Source organism: Entomomonas sp. E7T21, assembly GCF_058693955.1.
In genome coordinates this window covers 655,642-676,879 of the sequence record NZ_CP191672.1, presented here as the reverse complement: position 1 = coordinate 676,879, position 21,238 = coordinate 655,642, and the positions used below count along the sequence as shown (strand labels likewise).

At 35.8% G+C, this 21,238-nt stretch carries 16 protein-coding genes; 9 read left to right on the top strand and 7 right to left on the bottom strand.

Annotated elements, in window-relative coordinates; all coding sequences use genetic code 11:
* Nucleotides 1-172: 172 nt before the first annotated feature.
* A complete protein-coding gene (gene tyrS / locus ACQVD9_RS03285) occupies nt 173-1,372 on the bottom strand; it encodes a tyrosine--tRNA ligase (RefSeq protein WP_264747446.1) in 1,200 nt (399 codons plus the stop codon).
* 206 nt (nt 1,373-1,578) lie between these two features.
* Here tyrS and ACQVD9_RS03280 point away from each other — a divergent pair, with 206 nt between their 5' ends.
* The 4 genes from ACQVD9_RS03280 to ACQVD9_RS03265 all read left to right on the top strand — a co-directional run bounded on the left by ACQVD9_RS03280 (nt 1,579) and on the right by ACQVD9_RS03265 (nt 6,071).
* Nucleotides 1,579-3,039, top strand: coding sequence for a peptidoglycan DD-metalloendopeptidase family protein (locus ACQVD9_RS03280; RefSeq protein ID WP_264747445.1), 1,461 nt, complete (start codon nt 1,579-1,581; stop codon nt 3,037-3,039).
* 3 nt (nt 3,040-3,042) lie between these two features.
* Nucleotides 3,043-4,143 carry an anhydro-N-acetylmuramic acid kinase gene (locus ACQVD9_RS03275; RefSeq protein WP_264747444.1) on the top strand — a complete coding sequence of 367 codons (1,101 nt, stop codon included), beginning with the start codon at nt 3,043-3,045 and terminating at the stop codon, nt 4,141-4,143.
* 41 nt (nt 4,144-4,184) lie between these two features.
* Entirely contained in the window at nt 4,185-5,345 is a 1,161-nt protein-coding gene (locus tag ACQVD9_RS03270; protein ID WP_264747443.1) for an AAA family ATPase, read from the top strand.
* A gap of 156 nt (nt 5,346-5,501) precedes the next feature.
* Nucleotides 5,502-6,071 (top strand): hypothetical protein, encoded by a 570-nt coding sequence (locus ACQVD9_RS03265; protein ID WP_264747442.1) that lies wholly within the window; start codon nt 5,502-5,504, stop codon nt 6,069-6,071.
* 94 nt (nt 6,072-6,165) lie between these two features.
* On the opposite strand, the gene ACQVD9_RS03260 is transcribed toward ACQVD9_RS03265, so the two are convergent.
* From ACQVD9_RS03260 to ACQVD9_RS03250, 3 genes are read right to left on the bottom strand one after another with little or no spacing between them, the layout of a single operon-like run.
* Nucleotides 6,166-7,572 carry a sigma-54-dependent transcriptional regulator gene (locus ACQVD9_RS03260; RefSeq protein ID WP_264747441.1) on the bottom strand — a complete coding sequence of 469 codons (1,407 nt, stop codon included), beginning with the start codon at nt 7,570-7,572 and terminating at the stop codon, nt 6,166-6,168.
* 40 nt (nt 7,573-7,612) lie between these two features.
* The gene (locus ACQVD9_RS03255; RefSeq protein WP_264747440.1) at nt 7,613-10,561 is read right to left on the bottom strand and encodes a sensor histidine kinase; all 2,949 of its coding nucleotides are present in this window, start codon (nt 10,559-10,561) and stop codon (nt 7,613-7,615) included.
* Nucleotides 10,545-10,721: a hypothetical protein gene (locus tag ACQVD9_RS03250; RefSeq protein ID WP_264747439.1), complete on the bottom strand. Its 177-nt coding sequence runs from the start codon at nt 10,719-10,721 to the stop codon at nt 10,545-10,547. Before ACQVD9_RS03250 ends, ACQVD9_RS03255 begins: the two co-directional genes overlap by 17 nt.
* Before the next feature lie 139 nt (nt 10,722-10,860).
* Between ACQVD9_RS03250 and ACQVD9_RS03245 the strand changes: the two genes are divergently transcribed.
* From ACQVD9_RS03245 to ACQVD9_RS03230, 4 genes are all read left to right on the top strand, one after another.
* Nucleotides 10,861-11,469, top strand: coding sequence for a YebB family permuted papain-like enzyme (locus ACQVD9_RS03245; RefSeq protein ID WP_264747438.1), 609 nt, complete (start codon nt 10,861-10,863; stop codon nt 11,467-11,469).
* Between the two features lie 294 nt (nt 11,470-11,763).
* A complete protein-coding gene (gene rplM, locus ACQVD9_RS03240; protein ID WP_264747437.1) occupies nt 11,764-12,192 on the top strand; it encodes a 50S ribosomal protein L13 in 429 nt (142 codons plus the stop codon).
* A 15-nt stretch (nt 12,193-12,207) separates the two neighbouring features.
* Nucleotides 12,208-12,597, top strand: coding sequence for a 30S ribosomal protein S9 (gene rpsI, locus ACQVD9_RS03235; protein ID WP_201091738.1), 390 nt, complete (start codon nt 12,208-12,210; stop codon nt 12,595-12,597).
* 199 nt (nt 12,598-12,796) lie between these two features.
* A complete protein-coding gene (locus ACQVD9_RS03230) occupies nt 12,797-13,846 on the top strand; it encodes an NAD(P)-dependent alcohol dehydrogenase (protein ID WP_264747436.1) in 1,050 nt (349 codons plus the stop codon).
* Nucleotides 13,847-13,892: 46 nt separating this feature from the next.
* Here ACQVD9_RS03230 and cycA read toward each other — a convergent pair whose 3' ends face one another.
* Both cycA and ACQVD9_RS03220 read right to left on the bottom strand, forming a co-directional pair.
* Nucleotides 13,893-15,320: a D-serine/D-alanine/glycine transporter gene (gene cycA / locus ACQVD9_RS03225; RefSeq protein ID WP_264747435.1), complete on the bottom strand. Its 1,428-nt coding sequence runs from the start codon at nt 15,318-15,320 to the stop codon at nt 13,893-13,895.
* Between the two features lie 255 nt (nt 15,321-15,575).
* A complete protein-coding gene (locus ACQVD9_RS03220; protein WP_264747434.1) occupies nt 15,576-18,215 on the bottom strand; it encodes an autotransporter outer membrane beta-barrel domain-containing protein in 2,640 nt (879 codons plus the stop codon).
* 463 nt (nt 18,216-18,678) lie between these two features.
* On the opposite strand from ACQVD9_RS03220, the gene ACQVD9_RS03215 reads away from it, so the two are divergent.
* Complete coding sequence (locus ACQVD9_RS03215; protein WP_264747433.1) at nt 18,679-19,716, top strand: TerC/Alx family metal homeostasis membrane protein; 1,038 nt, start codon at nt 18,679-18,681, stop codon at nt 19,714-19,716.
* Nucleotides 19,717-19,778: 62 nt separating this feature from the next.
* Here the strand turns inward: ACQVD9_RS03215 and ACQVD9_RS03210 are convergent, their stop codons facing one another.
* Nucleotides 19,779-21,113 carry an amino acid permease gene (locus ACQVD9_RS03210; RefSeq protein WP_264747841.1) on the bottom strand — a complete coding sequence of 445 codons (1,335 nt, stop codon included), beginning with the start codon at nt 21,111-21,113 and terminating at the stop codon, nt 19,779-19,781.
* Between the last annotated feature and the right edge of the window lie 125 nt (nt 21,114-21,238).

The window sequence follows — 21,238 nt, the reverse complement described above, 5'->3', positions numbered from 1 at the left end:
TAATTAGGCTGATTATGATTTAACCTAATAGCAAAGAATAGTATCCATTCATCATAAGCCATTATTCTAACATGTTATCTTTCTGTGTGCTTATTATTCATATTATTGTTCAGGAAAGCTCAATATAAAATGCTAGCAAGTACTGTTAAAAATACTTACTAGCATTAATAAATTACTCCTGCTCTAACTTAATACGTGCAAAATTTTTCTTACCTGCTTGGCAAACATGTTCTGCACCTACTTTAAAAGTAAAACTAGCATCAACTACATTACCATCTATGCGTACACTTCCCGCTTGTAGTAAATCTCTAGCCGCTGCAGAGTTTTTAACTAGCTTAGCTTGATTAAGTACTGCTGCAACAGGTAAATCGGTTGCTGCTTTTAACGTAATCTCTGGTAAGTCTTCTGGTAGTTCACCCTCTTTTAGACGATTACCTGCTGACTTATGGGCATTAGCAGCGGCTTCCTCACCATGGAAACGAGCAATTAATTCTTCAGCTAATTTAATTTTAATATCACGAGGATTAGCTCCATTTTCTACACCCTTCTTAAACTGTTCAATTTCCTCTAAGTCACGGAAACTTAACAATTCAAAATAACGCCAAATCAATGTATCTGGCATTGAAACTAATTTGTTGTACATTACTCCTGGTGGCTCATCAATACCCACATAGTTACCTAACGATTTAGACATCTTTTTAACACCGTCTAAACCTTCTAATAAAGGTACAGTAATAGTACATTGTGGCGATTTACCGTAAGAACGTAATAACTCACGTCCCATTAATAAATTAAAACGTTGGTCAGTACCACCCATTTCAACATCACACTCTAATGCTACAGAGTCATAACCTTGGATCAGTGGATATAAGAATTCATGAATAGCGATTGGTTGTTGGCTTTTATATCGATTTTCAAAGTCATCACGCTCAAGCATGCGTGCAACAGTATATTGAGAGGCTAAACGGATAAAATCAGCAGGTTTCATTTGATCCATCCAAGTAGAGTTAAACGCTACTTCGGTTAATGCTGGATCTAAAATTTTGAACACTTGTTCTTTATAAGTCTCAGCATTGGCTAAAACTTGTTCTCTCGTCAAAGGTGGGCGTGTAGTATTTTTACCACTTGGATCACCGATCATACCTGTAAAGTCACCAATTAAAAAGATAACTTTATGGCCTAAGGTCTGAAAATGACGTAATTTATTAATAAGTACAGTATGACCTAAATGAAGATCTGGGGCGGTAGGGTCAAAACCTGCTTTAACTCGCAATATCTTACCTTGTTTTAACTTCTCAACTAACTCATCTTCAACTAGAATTTCTTCTGTGCCTCGCTTGATTAATGCTAGCTGTTCTTCAATAGATTTCATCGTTTCCTTCTCTAAATTAATATTTAACCAATTAACTAATCGATGTCATTTATCAAATGACAATAGATAACTATACTGTAAAATAAAGTTTTCTGTTACATTTTAATTGGTATTTTTTTGTAATTTACAGTTGCGCAAATTTGGTTTTACTTATATTTTACATCACTAATTTATCTAGTTATTTGGTAGTTAACTCTATTTAAGCCATGATACAGAATACATCAACAAGAAAGCGCTCGTTTAACTCATTAATTATATTAATTGTAATAGCTATTCTATTGGGATTGGGTATTCTGTTTTATCCTTCATCTGAAAAGCCTCAAAATACAGAGATTACCAATACACCTATTGCACCTGAGCCAACCACACCTATTGTTGTTCCAGAAGTAATTGCTGATATTTTTGCTAGAAGTTTACAAACACCGCCTACTATCCCTCTATTACCAACTCAATTAAACGATATACCAACAGCAGATGTTGCCCAATCTAATATGGTAGTTGGCGATGGCCCATTAATTGTAATTCCTGAGCGCAATACAATATTAGTGTTTAAAGTAGAAAAAGGTGACACACTTTCTACTTTATTTAATAAAGCAGGATTATCTGTAAATACTATGTATAAGGCGATAGAAAGTAACGCTGATGCTAAAAAATATTTTACTCGCTTAAATATTGGGCAATCTTTTGAGTTTACACTCAATGAAGCTGGTGATTTACTCTCTTTAGTGACTAAGCCTAATCTGTTAAATACTTATAGCCTTACTAAACAAGATGACGGTTATGTATTTGACCACAATGCAATTGAACCTACTTATAAGCAAGTTTATGCTTATGGAATAATTACTAGTTCTCTATTTGCAGCAGCCGATAAAGCTGATGTTCCCCATAGTATGATTTTAGAAATTGCCAATGCCTTTGGTTACGATATCGATTTTGCTTTAGATCTTCGCCAAGGCGATGAATTTGAAGCTATTTTTGAACAAAAACTAGTAAATGGCAAAATGGTCGGCACAGGTAATTTACTGGCTGCACGCTTTATAAATCGTGGCAAAGAATATACAGCTATTCGTTATACCAACAAAAAAGGTATTGCCGCTTATTATCGTGCAGATGCCACCAGTATGCGTCGTGCTTTTATCCGTACACCTGTTGATTTTACACGCATTAGCTCAAAATTCACCATGGGGCGATTCCATCCTGTGTTAAATAAAATTCGTGCGCATAAAGGTGTAGATTATGCAGCACCTACAGGAACAGCTATTAGAGCTTCTGGCGATGGTCGTATTGTTGAACGTGGTTGGAAAGGTGGTTATGGTAATGCCATTGTTATCCAACATGGTAAAACTTACAGCACACTTTATGGACATATGAGCCGCTTTGCTCCTGGTTTAAAAGTAGGTAGTCATGTTAAACAAAGTCAAACTATTGGCTATGTAGGCATGACAGGTCTAGCAACTGGCCCTCACTTACATTATGAATTCCGCGTAAATGGCAAGCACGTTGACCCACTTAGTGTAAAACTGCCAATGGCTGATCCATTACCTGAAAAAGAAAAGACTCGTTTTCTTGCGCTTAGCCAACCGTTAATGGCTGAAATGCGCAAAAAGAAAACTGTTATGTTAGCCAAAGCACAGACAACAGAACAATCTCAAACCTCATCTGAGTAATCTATGGCTTACTATATAGGAATAATGTCTGGCACTAGTTTAGATGGACTAGATATTGTTCTTATTGACCAACAGCCCCATTTACCTAGCCAACTTATTGCCAATCATTACATCACTATGCCTGAGCAATTGCGTGATGATTTACTTATATTATGTAGCAGTGGTAATGATGAGCTAGCGAAAGCGGCCATTGCCGAACAACAATGGGCGCAGCTAGCGGCTGAAGGAATTAATCATTTATTAGCACAACAGCAACTAACTAGCAGCGATATTGTAGCTATTGGTAGTCATGGGCAGACAGTTAGACATGAACCTGAACGTGGTTTTACCATACAAATTAGTAATGGTGCACTCTTAGCTGAACTTACCAATATTACAGTAGTAACAGATTTCCGTAGACGTGATGTTGCAGCAGCTGGACAAGGTGCTCCACTAGTACCAGCCTATCATGAAGCGCTATTTAAAGATGACAACAAATATCGTGCTATTCTAAATGTAGGTGGCTTTAGTAATTTAAGTTTATTATCACCCAATCAAACTACCCATGGTTTTGATTGTGGACCTGGCAATGTTTTATTAGACACATGGATTTCTTATAAACTTAATAAACACTATGATGATAAAGGTGCTTGGGCTGCTAGTGCAAAACCTAATCAGGCACTACTTAAGCTATTTTTAGCTGATAATTTTTTTAGTAAAACAGGCCCTAAAAGTACAGGCCGAGAATTATTTAACTTTGATTGGTTAAATAATAAATTAACTCAGTTTAACCAATCTATAGCAGATGAAGTAGTGCAATCTACCTTATTAGAACTGACTGTACAAAGCATTGTACAATCACTTAAACAAGCCCAACCCATTACTGATGAGCTAATTGTTTGTGGTGGAGGTGCTTTTAACAATGAATTACTCAATCGCTTACAACACAACCTTACCAATACTAAGGTACAAACAACTCAAGATTATGACATTCCTCCAGAATGGATTGAAGCAATGGCCTTCGCCTGGCTTGCTTACTGTTGCTTAGAGAAAATCCCTGCCAATCGCCCTGCTGTTACAGGCGCTAAAGGTTTAAGAATATTAGGCGCTATCTATCCTGCATAACGCGTATAATATTCAAAAACTTTCACCTATATAAAATCGTTATGATCAAAACCTTAGCTATAGCCAATTTTCGCTCCATCAATAATCTAGTATTTCCACTTTCCCAACTAAATGTAATTACGGGTGCCAATGGCTGTGGCAAATCAAATCTCTATAAAGCTTTACGATTATTAGCAGAAACTGCTCAAGGCAATGTAATTAGTGCTATTGCTAAAGAAGGTGGCTTGGAATCCGTATTATGGGCAGGGCCAGAAAAAATTAGTCGTAATATGCAACGGGGTGAAGTACCCATTCAAGGTACTAAACGACAAAATGCTATCAGGCTCCACTTAGGTTTTACTGAAGATGATTTAGGATACAGCATTTCACTTGGACTACCAGAGCCTATTCCTGGAGGAACAGCTTTTGCCCAAGATCCCGAAATTAAAAATGAAACGATTTGGGCTGGCGAATGGTATAAACCTACTCGAACACTAGTAGAACGCAAAGGTCCCCTTATTCAAGTAAAGGATGGACACCAAACGCAAGTCTTAACACAACATACACCTAATTATGAAGGGCTGTTTGGACAAGTAGCGTTACATAGTGATTGTCCTGAAGTATTTCGTTTAAGAGAAATCATTAGAAACTGGCGATTTTATGACTATTTCCGCACAGATCAAGAAGCTCCAGCTCGAAAACCTCAACTAGGCACTCGAACTCCTGTACTTCACCATGATGGTCATGATTTAGCGGCTGCTTTACAAACAATTCAAGAGGTGGGAGATGCTGACTTACTTGCTCAAACTATCCATGATGCATTTCCTGATTCATCTCTTATAATCAGAAAGGATGGCTTTTTTACTGTTATGCTTCAGCAGCTAGGCATTTTACGCCCACTCGCTGCACAAGAATTATCCGATGGTACTCTACGTTATTTATTATTAACGGCTGCTTTACTTACCCCTCGCCCACCTTCATTAATGATACTTAATGAGCCTGAAAACAGCTTACATTCCGATTTATTACCTGCATTAGCAAGACTTATTATAAACGCCAGTAAACATTCACAAATTTGGATTATTAGTCACTCAAAAAGACTGATTAATGCACTAGAGCAACAAAGTGACTGCAATACCATCGAACTAGAAAAAGTATTGGGACAAACCACAATTAAAGGTCAAAGAATGTTAGACACTCCAGCTTGGTATTGGCCCACCTAATCTAGAACAAATAATAATATTATTAAAAACAAAGCCTTGTATATATTTTACAGAAATTTGATAAATATATTACTTCTATATATTGCATAAATATTTTTTCACATGTAAACTTACATGTAATCATTACATATAACAAAATAAGAGAGAAAATATTGAATGAACAAATTAATTCCCATTGCTCTTATCGCTGCTATTATTATATTTTTTCTCTTTATGGGAAAAAGTAAACCTTCAAATACTAAAATAATTCATGAATCAGGAGATGTTATTAACATCACAGATTCAAATGCTGAGATTAATTTATTCTTCCTAAAAGAAAAATATGTAAGTGACAGTTATTTATTGATAAACCTAGACATCAAAAAAGATGATTCTGTTTCAAATGGATTCATTACTGCTATCCCTATAAAAGATGCAACGATCATTAAACAAAAACATCCTAATCTGAATGTTTACAACAGCAGGACTGCATATGATTATAACTTACGAGAATATGTACAACTCTACAACATCGTGATTGATGATGATGTCCAAGCACAATTATCACAGCTAGTACAAGCTTATAAGACTGCTAACTCTCAACAACAAAATAAACTCTGCATTTACTTAGCAGGCGATACACTTAAGTTTCAACATGGCAAAAGAGCTGGAAAACCTGTTAGCTACTCCACTAATGCCAAAATGCTAAAACCACGAGTCATGGAATTGGTTTCCTGCCCATTTTAAAAAGAATCAAAGAACCTTTTTGCACCCTGTTAGTTCCTAACAGGGATTTTTTTTATTACCTACAACAGATGATATGTAGTAAACCTATTCATATTTATTTCTTCCTTGGAATACCCAATTTCTGACGACGTTCCCATAGACATTTACGACTAACTCCCAACTTACGCGCCAGCTCTGTTTCAGTCATTTTATCTTGGTTTTCTAATACAAAACGTTGAAAATAATCTTCTAAAGATAAGCCTTCTTTAGGATCTTTATTATTAATAGCCCCTTCATGAGGTTTTTTAAAAATATTGGTTAACTCATCTTCACCCAAACTAGCTAAACCATAAACCTCAGGCTCTAAGCCTAAATTATCGATAGTAATATTATTACTTTCACAAAGAATAACTGCGCGCTCTACAGCGTTTTCAAGCTCACGCACATTACCAGGCCAAGTATAAGTTAAAATAGCTTGTTCTGCTTCTGGAGTAAATACTAGATCAGTTTTACCCATTACATTCATTTGTCGCTCTAAAAAACTTTGTGCAATTTTTAAAATATCCTTGCCGCGATCACGTAAAGCAGGTAATTGTAAACTAATCACATTTAGCCGATAGAATAAATCACTACGAAATTCGCCTGTTGCTGCCAAGGTTTTTAAATCACGATGGGTTGCAGCAATTAATCTAACATCCACTTTTTGTGAAGCAACTGAACCCACTCTTCTAATTTCGCCCTCTTGCAAAACTCTCAACAATCTTGCTTGTGCTTCAAGAGGTAATTCACCAATTTCATCAAGAAATAAAGTACCACCGTTCGCAGCTTCAATCAGACCAGTTCTACTACTGGTTGCTCCTGTGAATGCACCTTTTTCATGACCAAATAGTTCTGACTCTATTAAAGTCTCAGGAATGGCTGCACAGTTTACTGAAATCAAAGGGGCTTTAAAACGTGGCGATTGCTCATGAAGTGTACGCGCAACCAGTTCTTTACCTGTACCTGACTCACCTAAAATAAGTACTGTCGAATTAGTAGGTGCTACTTTTTCTATTTTTTCAAACAGTTTTTGCATTAAAGGACTAGAACCTATTATATCTGTCCCTTTTGTATTATTTTTTGCTTTAGCAGTAGTTTCTCGTTTACCTTCAGCAGGCTTATCTGAATTAACTTGTTTTTTAGCCAGTGACTCAGCCACCGCTCTTAACATATCATCATGATCAAAAGGCTTAGCAATATACTCTACTGCCCCCATCTTCATCGAATCAATGGCTGAACGTAAACTAGCATAACTGGTCATAATCAATACTGGCACGCCTTGTGCCAAATTAATCATATCGGTACCAGGTGCGCCTGGTAAACGCAAATCAGTAATCACTAAATCAAAACTAGCAATCTTATAGTTCTCTTGTGCCTCTGCCACAGAACCTGCTTCGCTCACCTGATATTGATGACGTTCTAATAAGCGCTTTAAAGAGGTGCGTATAATTACTTCATCTTCTACAAGTAGTATATGTGACATAGAAATTCCACAACTTTTTTACTGACTCTTAATCCTACAACTATACCATAGTATGGTCAGTATATTTAGGTAATATTATAGAAAAACGTGTTCCCTTTTTTGTATCTAAATTTACTGGGCTCTTAATGGTGATTTTGCCATGATGATCCTCTATAATCGAATAGACCAAAGATAACCCAAGCCCCGTTCCTACCCCTGGTTCTTTTGTGGTAAAAAATGGTTCAAACACTTGATCCTTAATCTCATCTGTAATACCTTCACCCTCATCTTCAATCCAAAGTTCTATGGTATTTTCATGCTCATAACTAGATATAGCAATTATGCCATTTTCTATTGAAGCATCTCTTGCATTATCTAACAGATTAATAAGTACTTGCGTTAGTCGTTGTGAGTTACCTAAAACTTGATGCTTAGGGTTACAGAAATTATTGAACTGCACATCTTTTTTCTCTTTATTAAGCACCAATAAATGAATGGTCTCTTGTATAATTTCATACAATGAAACGGGCGCACTTGCTTGAATTTGCCCTCCAGCATGAGCAAAGTTCATTAATGAATGGACAATACGAGAAATGCGTTTAGTTTGTTCAATAATTTGTGCTGACATTTCTGTCACTTCTTTATTATCAGCCCACTCATCTCTCATGATTTGCGCCAAACAAGCAATACCTGTTACAGGATTACCAATTTCATGGGCAACACCAGCAGCTAATCGACCAATGGAAGCTAAACGTTCAGAGTGAATGAGTTGATCTTCTAATAAATAAGTGTCTGTAATATCTTCAATCAGAATAACCATACCACCACTATTGATTAAAATAGTGTCACTAATAGTAGCTTTATGCAGATTATACCAACGACTATGTCCATTAATATCAATACGTTGCTTATAAAGATGATCACCCTCAGACTCCATACAACTAATTAATAGCTCACGCCAAGCACCTTTTATATAATGTAAATTTGCCCCCACAATATTATCTGCTGTTAATCCTGTTAACTCTTCCATAGCTCGATTCCACAGCAAGATATCCTGACTTCTAGAAACAGAGCAAACACCAATGGGTAAAGTTTGTAAGGTTAAACGATGGTAACGACGCAAAGAATCTAACTCAGCAGCCAAGCCTGTTAAGCGTGTTTCATAGCTTTCCAAATGGCTTTCCATAAAATAAATATCTTCATTTTGGGCAATTAATTGCTCTGACTCATAACTTAAAAATTTATCAACTATTTGCTGCGAAAGGTGAGGCCCCATTAATCCTGACAGATTGACCTCTATCTGCTCTCTTAAACGGCGCAAAGCATAAGAACGTTGTTCATCAATAGTAAACCCTAAATCATCCAATGCCCTCTCAACTTCCTTACGGGCTGTTTTATAGCCTAGCGGCACTTCTAATGCCTTAACGAACTCCTGTGGTGAACTTAATGTCATTTCTTTACGTTGCACATACTGAGTAGTATTTACTGCACATAAATCAGCAGCATATTTTTCTTCTTCAGAGCGTTTGGTAATTAAAGATACTACAAAAAATATTGCAACATTGATCGACAACGAAATCATACTGGTGACATGCCAGTCACTAGCACCTAATAACTTAAAACGGCCTAAAAAAGGAATAGAGATATAGTCAATGGAGGTGATTAATGGTATTAACATAATCACAAACCAACTTCCCATACCAGCTAATAGCCCAGCAATAAAGCCTTTTTTATTACCCAACTTCCAATAGAGTAAAACCAATACACCAGGGAAAAATTGTAAGGTTGCTATAAAAGCCGTTATACCAATTTCATTGTTGGTATAATCTGATTGGATTAATAAATAAAAAATATAGCCTAATAAAATAATAATAACTATTAATGTTCGACGAAGCCATTTCAGCCAACGATAGATATTGGTGTTTGCTGATGGTGTATACATGGGTAAAACCACATGATTCAGTAACATCCCTGATAATGCAATAGTTGATACGATAATTAAGCCACTACCTGCTGCTAATCCTCCAACATAAGCAATAAGTGATAACCAGTTATTATCATTATGCATTCCGATACCTAAAATATAATACTCAGGATCAATGGATAAATTTTGGACAAGTCCTCCCCAAAGAATAAGAGGTACACAAAAAGCCATCGCTAATAAATAGAGAGGGGTTCCCCAGCTAGCAAACATTAATGCTTTTGGTGTTACATTTTCTGTAAAAGTTAAATGGAACATATGAGGCGCCACAATTGTTGCCGCAAAAAATGATAGCAACAAGGCACGCCAAGGCCCCTCTTGCAAAGGTAAATGTAAACTAACTAAGGCTTCTTTATTTTGTACTAACCATTCATTTAGGCCACCAAAACCACCAAAAATACCATATAGCACATAACCAGCAATAATTAGAAAAGCCAATAATTTAACGATCGATTCAAATGCTACAGCAACCACCAACCCTACTCGCTTCTCACGAATCGAAACCTGCCTTGAACCAAACAACACAGCAAAAACGATTAATAAGGTACAAAAAATAAAAGAAACCCAATGTGAAGTAGTCTGATGAGTCAAGATGGTTACTGATTGGGTAATTGCTTTAATTTGTAAAGCAATTAAGGGCAACATACCAATCAACATAAAGACACAGGTTAAAATACCTGCCCAACGACTACGGAATCTAAAAGCAAATAAATCGGCCAAAGAAGAAAGTTGATAATTTTGAGTAAGCTTTAAAATAGGAAATAGCAGTACAGGTACTAATAGAAATGCTCCTGTAAATCCTAAACCAATAGCCAAATAGCCATAACCATAATGCATAGCCAATGCAACTAGGCCATAAAAAGTTAATGCACTGTTATAAACGCCTAAAGACAATATATAAATAATAGGATGACTGATTAGTTTACTGGCTACTTTATTATGTTCTGAAACCCAAGCAATACCAAATAATACTAATAAGTAAATAACGCTAATAAGTGCAAGGTAGCTAACACTAAAGTTCATCGACATCATGTTTTCCTTGCAATAACAATGTTGCCACAATAGCTACTAACCAAAACAGATAAGGCTTATACCAAACACTATCACCTGACACCCACCAATCTAATATACTGGGTGAAAGCAAATAAATAATGACCATCAACAATAATACTAGCCGATAGATATACATAGTGCTGATTCCAATGAGTATTAATTGATTATTTTACATGCAGCAACGTATGATTTCAGAATATTTCTAACAATTGTATAAAAATATAAATCATTGCATACTTCTACTATATAGGCAGAAAACAAATAAAGGAATAGTTATGTTATCAACAAATCAGAATGTGCCTTCACTAGAAGTAGGGGATATTGTCTTTACCTGTGTTGCCGCTTATTTATTCCAGAGTATCTCCAAAGCATCTCTTTGTTGGAGCAATCACGTTGGTATCATTATTGGCCATGATGGTAATGACTATTTGGTGGCTGAAAGTTGTGTACCCATTTCAAAAACTACCACTTTAACTAAATTCGTTAAACGCTCTCACCATAAACACTATGCTATAAGACGTTTAACAACGCCTTTATCAGATCAACAAAAATTAGCTATTTGCAGCCAAGTGCCACAACGTTTGAATATTTTGTACCATACTGGTTTTAAATTTGACTCAAAACTACAGTTTTGCTCAAAGTTTGTGTATGAAATTTACAGAGATGCCTTACAACTAGAATTAGGTAAAATAGAAACCTTTAACGATTTATTAAAAACCAATCCTAATGCTAACTTAACATTTTGGAAATTATGGTTCTTTGGTAAAATCCCTTGGCAAAGAAAAACTGTAACACCTGCTAGTTTATGGTTCTGTCCTAAATTACAAACTGTTTATGATAGTTCTCCAGAAGTTTCACAACGTTTTTATAAGGCAGCTAGCTAATTTCTCTATTAATAAAAAGCCTAACACAAAGGCTTTTTATTAAGTTTTTGCAAAATCCCCTTGATATTTTGCTGATAATCTGGATAATTACACGACTATTTTTGTGGATATGATAATTATCCGCTAAATTTGAAGTATTGAGCCTAGCTTTACTTCAACAAAGAATGATTAATTGCTTCCAAATCACACTATTACCCCGACCCCACATAGTGTTAGAAATGGTGGCTATTACTTATAAAACACATATTTTTTAATATCCGCCGCTTAAATTATGCGGTCTTGAGGCTATAAAGAATGAAAACTTTTAGTGCAAAGCCAGAAACAGTTAAACGTGACTGGTTTGTTATTGACGCTGCAGGGCAAACATTGGGTCGTTTAGCGACTGAAATCGCATCACGCCTACGTGGCAAACACAAGCCAGAATACACACCTCACGTTGATACAGGTGATTACATCGTCGTTATCAATGCTGAACAAGTTAAAGTTACTGGTAACAAAACAACTGATAAGAAATACTATTCTCACTCTGGTTTCCCTGGTGGAATCAAAGAAATCAGTTTTGATAAATTAGTTATTAGAGCGCCTGAGCGTATTATCGAAACAGCTGTTAAAGGTATGTTACCTAAAAACCCTTTAGGTCGTGCTATGTATCGTAAGCTGAAAGTGTATAAAGGTGCAGAACACCCACATACAGCTCAACAACCACAAGAATTGAAAATTTAATAGGCAGGATTGATTATGTCAGCTCAAAATTACGGTACAGGTCGTCGCAAAACTGCCGTTGCACGTGTATTTTTACGCAAAGGCACAGGTAAAATCTCTATCAACAATCGTGACCTTGATAACTTCTTTGGTCGTGAAACTGCTCGCATGGTAGTTCGTCAACCATTAGAGTTAACTGAGAACACTGAAAACTTTGATCTATTCATCACTGTTATTGGTGGTGGTGTAAGCGGTCAAGCAGGTGCTATTCGTCATGGTATTACTCGTGCATTAATCGAGTACGATGAAACTTTACGTAGTGCATTACGTAAAGCAGGTTATGTTACTCGTGATGCTCGTGAAGTTGAACGTAAGAAAGTGGGTCTACGTAAAGCACGTAAACGTCCACAATACTCAAAACGTTAAGCTGTTTTGCAGTTATCAAAAGCACCCTTTATGGGTGCTTTTTTTATGCTTGTCTAATTTATAAAACTCGAGTAATACCTGTTACTTCCATTAAATGGCAATATCTTGTATCCATTTATCCCCTTTTATTAAATCATACTGCCTTACAATACCAGAGATAGGCAATTTATAACCACAATAAGAAAGTAAGGAGATACTTATGAAAGCCGTTAGATATTATGGTAAAAACGATGTCCGTATTGTTGATATAGAAAAACCTAAGCCAAAAACTGGTGAGGTTTTAATCAAAATTGGTGGAGCAGGTGTTTGCCATTCTGATTTGCATGTTATTCACGATGGTCTAAAATTTCCTCAAGCATCTTTTACTCTAGGACACGAAAACGCAGGTTGGATCGAAGAGCTTGGTGAAGGTGTCACTGGCTACTCTGTTGGTGATGCAGTGGCAGTTTTTGGCCCTTGGGGTTGTGGTCATTGTCATCCCTGCCAAGAGTCCAAAGAAAACTACTGTGACCACCAAGCAGAAATAGGTGGCTTAGGTGGCGGTATTGGCTTTGATGGTGGTATGGCAGAATATATGATCGTCCCCTCCGCACGTTTACTCATTCCTTTGGGTGACCTTTCTCCTCGCCAAGCGGCTCCATTAACAGATGCAGGACTTACCCCCTATCATGCTATTAAACGATCAGCTAGTAAACTAACTTCTTCAAATTTTGTAGTAGTTATTGGAATCGGTGGATTAGGCCATATGGCTATTCAAATTCTAAAAGCTACCTGTGCCTCAACTATTATTGCTTGTGATGTAAGTAACGACAAACTCGCACTAGCTAAAAAACATGGGGCTGATTACACCTTTAATACAACACAAGATAATGTAGCAGAACAAATTATTAAACTAACTGGTTCTAAGAAATGTGCTGTTGTGTTTGATTTTGTTGGTATTAACCCAACCATTAAACTAGGTTCAAAAATTATTGGTTTAGATAGCCATTGGACTATCGTTGGCTTAGGTGGTGGACATTATCAATTAACTGCTGGCACAACAGAAGCTAGAGCTGACAATCTACCTTATGGTTGCTCCATTACCATTCCTTATTGGGGTGCTAGAACTGAGTTAATGGAAGTGATTGATTTAGCTAAACGAGGTGTTATTCACGTGGAAATTGAGGAATATCCCCTCAGTAAAGCGCTAGAAGTTTATGAAAAACTAGAGCAAGGTAAAATTAAAGGTCGCGCAGTATTAATCCCTTAAACAACTAAGAACTCACAGAGTAAACTTATCCTGTGAGTTTTTATAATTAATTTTGATTAGTTCCTAAAGCTTCTTCAGTCAACTTTTTCCATTCTGATTTAACCGATTTAGGAATTAAATAATAACCAATACCTAAAATAATAAACCAAATAGGGCTCGCCATTAATGCTTGGCGAGTATCTTCTCTAAAGGCTAAAGCTGTTAATAAAAAGATCATAAAAGCTAAACAGGCATAACACATTAATAAACCACCAGGCATCTTATAACTGGATTTTAAATGTAGTTCTGGCCTTTTTTTACGATAAGCAATATAAGAGAAAATAATTAATGTCCATACAAAAATAAATAAGATAGTCGATAAAGTAGTTACTAATGTAAACGCATGGATAATATTCTGGTTATTAAAATACAGCAATACAGCCCCAGGTAGCAAACAAGCACAGGAGAACAATAGGCCTTTAGCAGGAACTGATGATTTTGATAGCCGAGCAAAAGCACGAGGAGCTTTACGGGTTAAAGCCAGTCCAAATAACATACGACTGGTTGAAAAAATGCCACTATTGGCAGAAGATGCCGCTGAAGTCAGTACCACAAAATAAATCACTGCAGCTGCTGCTGGAAGGCCAGCAAAAGTAAACAAAGTAATAAATGGACTCTTATCTGGTGCTATACTTCGCCACGGCATTACCGACATAATCACTGCCAAAGCCAATACATAGAATAAGATAATCCGCACAGGAATAGCATTAATTGCACGGGGTAGTGTCTTGGTTGGATTACTTGCTTCTGCAGCAGCCGTTCCCACTAATTCAACCCCCACAAAAGCAAACGCAGCTATTTGAAAGCCCGCTATAAATCCCCAGCCACCTGTGGGAAAAAAGCCACCATCATTCCAAATATTAGAAAGGGAAGTCACTGTGCCTGATGGTGTATTAAATCCATAAACAATAAAACCAAACCCTACTAAAATTAAGGCCACAATAGCTACAATTTTGATTATAGCGAACCAAAACTCCAGCTCACCAAATAGCTTCACAGTAAGTAAATTTAATATCAAAAATACTAGAATACAAAAGATAGCTGGAATCCATGCGGCTAAATTAGGTGCAAAATATTCAACGTAGCCAGCAATCGCAATTAAATCCGCAATACCTGTTACAATCCAACAAAACCAATACGTCCAACCAATATAAAAGCCCGCCATAGGGCCTAATAAATCAGTTGTAAAATCAATAAAAGATTTGTAGTTTAAATTAGAGAGTAATAACTCGCCCATCGCTCGCATTACAAAAAATAACATCACACCAATGATGATATAAACTAATAGAATCGATGGACCTGCCAAACTAATAGTTTTTCCTGAGCCCATAAATAGGCCAGTACCAATAGCTCCACCAATGGCAATTAATTGAATATGTCTATTACTTAGATGACGATTTAACGTTTCATTATCATTGCTTTGTTGCTGAGTCACAGTAAATGGCCTATAACTGATTCAAAAAGTGAACACATAATACTACAAAAACATAAATTTATTTTATAGAACATTTATCTTACTACTATGTTCCACAAATTTGTTATAAAAATAGAGTCTTCAATAGCATACACACAATGAGTTAATGCAAATTATCAGCACTTATATAAAACAAATAGCTTTATTAATAATCTTTTTATTCTTAGAACGAGGATAAAAAAGAGATATTATTAATATCACTTTTTATAGGGAGACTTAGAAATTATATCGGTAACCTATATTTAACTGCTTTTGATCAAATCGATTACCTGTAGCATAGTTAGCATCCATATAAATATTATGGACTTTATTTATATTAGCTGAGATACCTATTCCATTATCTAGCCACCCTCCTCGGAAACTATGCTTTTCTTTATTACCATTTAAATGATAACTAGTATTACCACTAAACTCACGCACATAACCTGTTTTGAAATAAACATTTATTGGATTATCACCTTGTGTTTGATAACCAATAACAGCACTAGTACGGCCTAATACCGAGTTATATGCATCCAATTTTATTTTTAAACCATTACTTGCCTTAACTGTATCACCGCCTTGAATAGCTAGGGTTAGCTGCGCCTGTGGTTCTATATAAATTCCAGCTTGTTGTGAATTAAGCCAAAAACGATTACCCACTTCAATTGAAGCACTACCTCCTTGAGTTCTTCCTTTACCCTTTACTGAATCTCCAGCAGTATCTTTAACATTAAATTGATTATGAATATTGTTATATTTTAATAAGCCATCAACATATAGCCCATTATCATGAAGATAGGTAGTATAGAGACCTAAGCTATAATTCTTAGCTGTACCATCTCCTTCCTTATAATTAGGATTACCCTGAGTAAGCCCCACCATTGTTCCCACTAATAATTTACCTGATGAGAGATTGATACCTTTATCAATACCTAATTGAGTTCCCCAATAAGGCATATCAAATCCTGATAAATTAGAGCCAGCAAAAGAAGACAATTTTCCACCAAATGATCTCATCCAAAAACCATCAGAAGTTTTATCGTCAGTTACTAATCTTAAATCCCCTAAGCGTTGTAATAACGTTTGGTTATCTATATAGTTCAGTAAATAGCTAGTATTTAAAAAACTAGCTCCAGCTAAAGCTGAAGAGCTTTGTTCACCTCTAGCCCCATATAACTCCCAATCAGCTCCATTACTAGCCTTTCTTAAGTCATAGAGATAACCACCTGCCTCAACACGGTTAGTTAAACTAAACCGTCCTGAACCATCACTGGTTTCAACTACAGTTAATGTTTCATTGCCATCAGTTGCTGATGCGCCTTGATTAGTTATATTCAGACGATGGCTTCCTGCTGTTTGACCAGTAACTTTAACTAAATCACCTTGTCCTGCAGCTATATCAGTTTTCATACTAAATGTGCCATTCCCTGATAACTGTTGAGTAGTAAGCATAGTAAAAGTTGGATTTATAAAATCAACCTGACTGTTATTTAAAGCGAGCTGTGTAATACTAGAATTATTTGTCATATTCCATATACTACCTGTCATATCCAAGTTAATAGTACCTTTATTAATATCATAGATGGTAGATTTCCCTGTTAACTCAGAACCACTATTCATTTTTAAATCAATTAGGTTATTGTTGCCAAATTGAGAGGTATATAAATTTCCCACTATTTTCATTTTACTGCCATTAGTGCCTGTTTTAATAGAGCCACCATTTGAAACATATAACGTATCACTATTATTGGTGGCGGTTCCAATAATTTCAGTATTTCCTGAGAAAATCACATCTCCAGCAGAAGCGCTCACTACCTTATACTTACCATGCAAAGTAACATCAGTTGCATTAACTACACCATTAGTACCAACATCCATTACTGTCGCATTACTACTGGTAGAAATAGCTGTTACTTTATTTAAAGTCATTGTGCCATCACCCATACTCAATGCTGTATTGTTAGCAGAAATATTTACATCAGTTAAATTAATTATATGATTATAGTTAGGTGGTTTCGGCTGCACACTTCCAATGACTATACCATTATTATCAGAGATAACAGTACCACCTATCATAGTAAAAGAACCATTGTATAAAACGACTCCATAACTATTACTGCCTTTCGCTGTAATAGAAAAGTCTTGGGCAATAACAGTGCCATCATTAATACTGATTCCCTTTCCACCACCAGTACTGTCAACATTAATTACTGATCCCACACCTAAATCAACTATGTGGTTTGCATTATTTTGTACTTGTAATCCAGTCGCTAATTGAATACCCGAACCCGTAGAGGTTACATCAATGGTTATTTGGTCTACTTTAAATGAGGTATTATTCGAAATAGATATACCTATAGCCGAACTATCACTCTCAACAGTAACCTTATTGTTTCCAGTTAAGTTGACCTCAGTGCTGTTTAATATTAGACCTGACGCTGAATATTTACCACTTGCCTCTATATTAATATTACTAGCTGATAAATTACTGTTTTTTAGATTGATAGCATACACCGTGTCTCCCTGTGCTCTAAGTTGACCACCATCTCCTAAATTGATTAATGCTTTTGCCATAGTACTCTGTCCAGTAATATTAATGACAGAAGCGATGTATCTATCACTACTTGTTCCTGTATTATTATTAACTACTTGCATATTAAGAGGATTAGCATTTAGTTCTACCTGGCTAGAACCGTTATAATAAATACCATATAAACTCTTTGTATCAATGTCTGAGCTAATATTATATTGACTACTGTCTAAAGGAAGGTTTTGATTAGGTTGTAACTGATAACCATACTTAATTTCTGCTGCTAGTATATTAGAATTATAAGCTATACCAAGTAATGTAATAACTGAAAACTTCTTTAACATAATGTTTAACTCAAAACCACTAACTTATATTGTAGATTAAATATATCCACATGAATTAATTAAGAAAAATAAAGCCAACGAATATAGATCGTGCCCATAGTAAGGAAGTTATATTAATCGAATATTAATATTAGACAAAAGTATATGCTTATAAATACTAAACTTAGTTATAAACATAAATATGAATTCTAACTGAATAATATAATAGAAATTTTTAATTATTTAGGCAGTTTTTACAACTTTTAAACTACTTGAAGTTAATCTAAGCAATTCTCAACAATGTCTTATCATAATAATTAGTAATTACTTTTAAACTTCATATAAAATATTATATATCAACAGATTATTTTCTTGATACAAATTACCTTAGTAAAACGACATTTTTTTTACACCTTATACTGTATATAGAGATCCAATAAAATATTTATAATTATTAAACATTGTTAAACAGGTTTACAAATTTATGGAACAAACCCAGTCTCATCTTGGCTTCCCCCCTGAAACTCTAGCTGTTTTTATTACACTTGCAGTTGTAGCACTATTAATAGATTTATTCGCTCATCGCAGTGATAAGCCTATTGGTTTAAAAAGTGCTGCTATATGGTCAATTTTTTGGGTACTTATTTCCTTAGGTTTTGCAGGCTACCTTTATATTCATCACAATGCAGAAGTGGCCACTCTGTTTATTACAGGTTATGCCCTAGAAAAAATACTGTCAGTAGACAACCTATTTGTAATCATGGCCATTTTTGCTTGGTTTAAAATTCCTGATATGTACCGCCACCGCATTCTCTATTTAGGCGTTATTGGTGCTATTATCTTTAGGGGTATTTTTGTTGCCATTGGTACAGGTCTATTAGCATTAGGCCCTTGGGTTGAAATGGTATTTGCTATCATTGTAGGCTGGACAGCCATTATGATGCTGAAAAGTAAAGATGACGAGGAAGAGATCAAGGATTACTCAGACCATTTAGCTAACCGTCTGATTCGTCGTATTTTTCCTGTTTTTCCTAAAATTGTAGGTCACAAATTTTTTCTCAGCAGTAAACAGGTGTCAGAAGAGTTATTAAAACCAGAAAACCACAACCTACGAATTAATGTTAAAAAAGGTACTCTCTACGCTACTCCTTTGTTACTTTGCGTAGCAGTGGTTGAGCTTTCTGATGTTATGTTTGCTTTTGATAGTGTACCTGCCATTATCGCTGTTAGCCGTGAACCATTAATTGTTTACTCAGCCATGATGTTTGCCATCTTGGGTTTAAGAACACTCTATTTTGTACTAGAAGCGTTACGTCAATATTTAGTTCATCTTGAAAAGGCAGTGGTATTTTTACTATTTTTTATCGCCTTTAAATTAGGTTTTAATGCAGTAAACCATATTTGGCATTTAGGGTATGAAATTAAACCAACCATTAGCTTATATGTAGTGCTTGTTGTATTAGCACTAGGTATTTTGGCAAGTTTTGTATTTCCAGAGAAAAAAGAACAAGATAAAGAATAATGCCTATAAAAAATTAAGCCCCTAAATAGGGGCTTAATTTTTAACTGCAATTCTTTTATGAGCTATTGCTTAGCTTTATCTTTAGTGCCAATACCAAAGATCTGCGCCACAATCCCCATTGTTACAATTACTGCGGCTAATAGTAATGTATAAACTACTTCATAGAAATAAGTACCTTCATACACCATCACAATAAATGCACCAATAATAAATACAATAACGGCATAAGTAAGCCATGGGAAGAACCATACTTTTAATTTAATTTCTTTACCTTCAGCCTCTAATTTACGACGCATACGTAATTGTGAGCAGGCCACTACAAGATAAACTAACAATGCAATAGTACCTGTTGCCTGCATTAATACGTCATATACATCCATTAAATGAAAGGCTGCAAAGAAAATAGCTACAAATGCAAAGAAACTAGAAATTAATACGCCCACCCAAGGTGTACCTGTTTTATTGCCTGTAATCTGCATAACTTTATGAGCATCACCACGTTTAGATAAAGAGAATAACATACGTGAGGCGGTATACAACGCTGAGTTAAAACAGCTACATACAGAGGTTAATACAATAAAATTAACAATAAAGCCCGTATAAGGAATACCTAATGCATCTAAAGTTACACGATAAGAACCCCAAGTAGGGTCTCCTAAACGAGGATCATTCCATGGTACTAATGCCACTACGATAAAGATAGAACCCACATAGAATAAACAAATCCGCCATACTACTGATTTAGTTGTTTTAATAATTTCTTTACTTGGGTTAGCTGATTCAGCCGCTGCTACAGTAACAATTTCAGCGCCTAGGAAAGCAAACATCACGCCTAGTAAGGCAACAATAACAGCCTGCCCACCATTAGGCATAAACCCACCCGTAGAAGTTAGGTGAGAGATACCCCCGGTTGTACCCCAAGGCCATAAATGGACTATTGCTAGACAGCCAATAATAATAAAGATAACAATCGCAACAACCTTAATTAATGCAAACCAGAACTCAAATTCACCGTAACTACGTACGTTCATAAAGTTAACAATAATTAAAGCTATTGTAACAATCAGTGCAAATCCCCAAATAGGTATCATGGGGAACCAACTATTTAGAATAGTTCCTGCCACAAAGGCTTCCCAACCCATTAATAAAGCCCAGAAATACCAATATAGCCAACCAATCGTAAAGCCTGCCCAACGGCCAATAGCACGATCAGCGTAAGTAGAGAAAGAACCCGTGTCTGGTTGTGCTACCGCCATTTCGCCTAACATTCTCATGGCTAAAATAACTAGGATACCACCGCCAATGTAAGCAAGAATAACCGCAGGGCCAGCCATAGCAATTGTTTTACCTGATCCAACGAATAAAGCAGCACCAATAACACCTGCAATAGACATCATCGTAAGATGACGAGACTTTAGACCACCTTTTAATTCTGTATTATGGCCTTTTTTATTTACACTTTTTGTTTCACTCAAAATTTGAACTCCTTCGACAAGTTATTCATTAGCCTATAAATATAGTC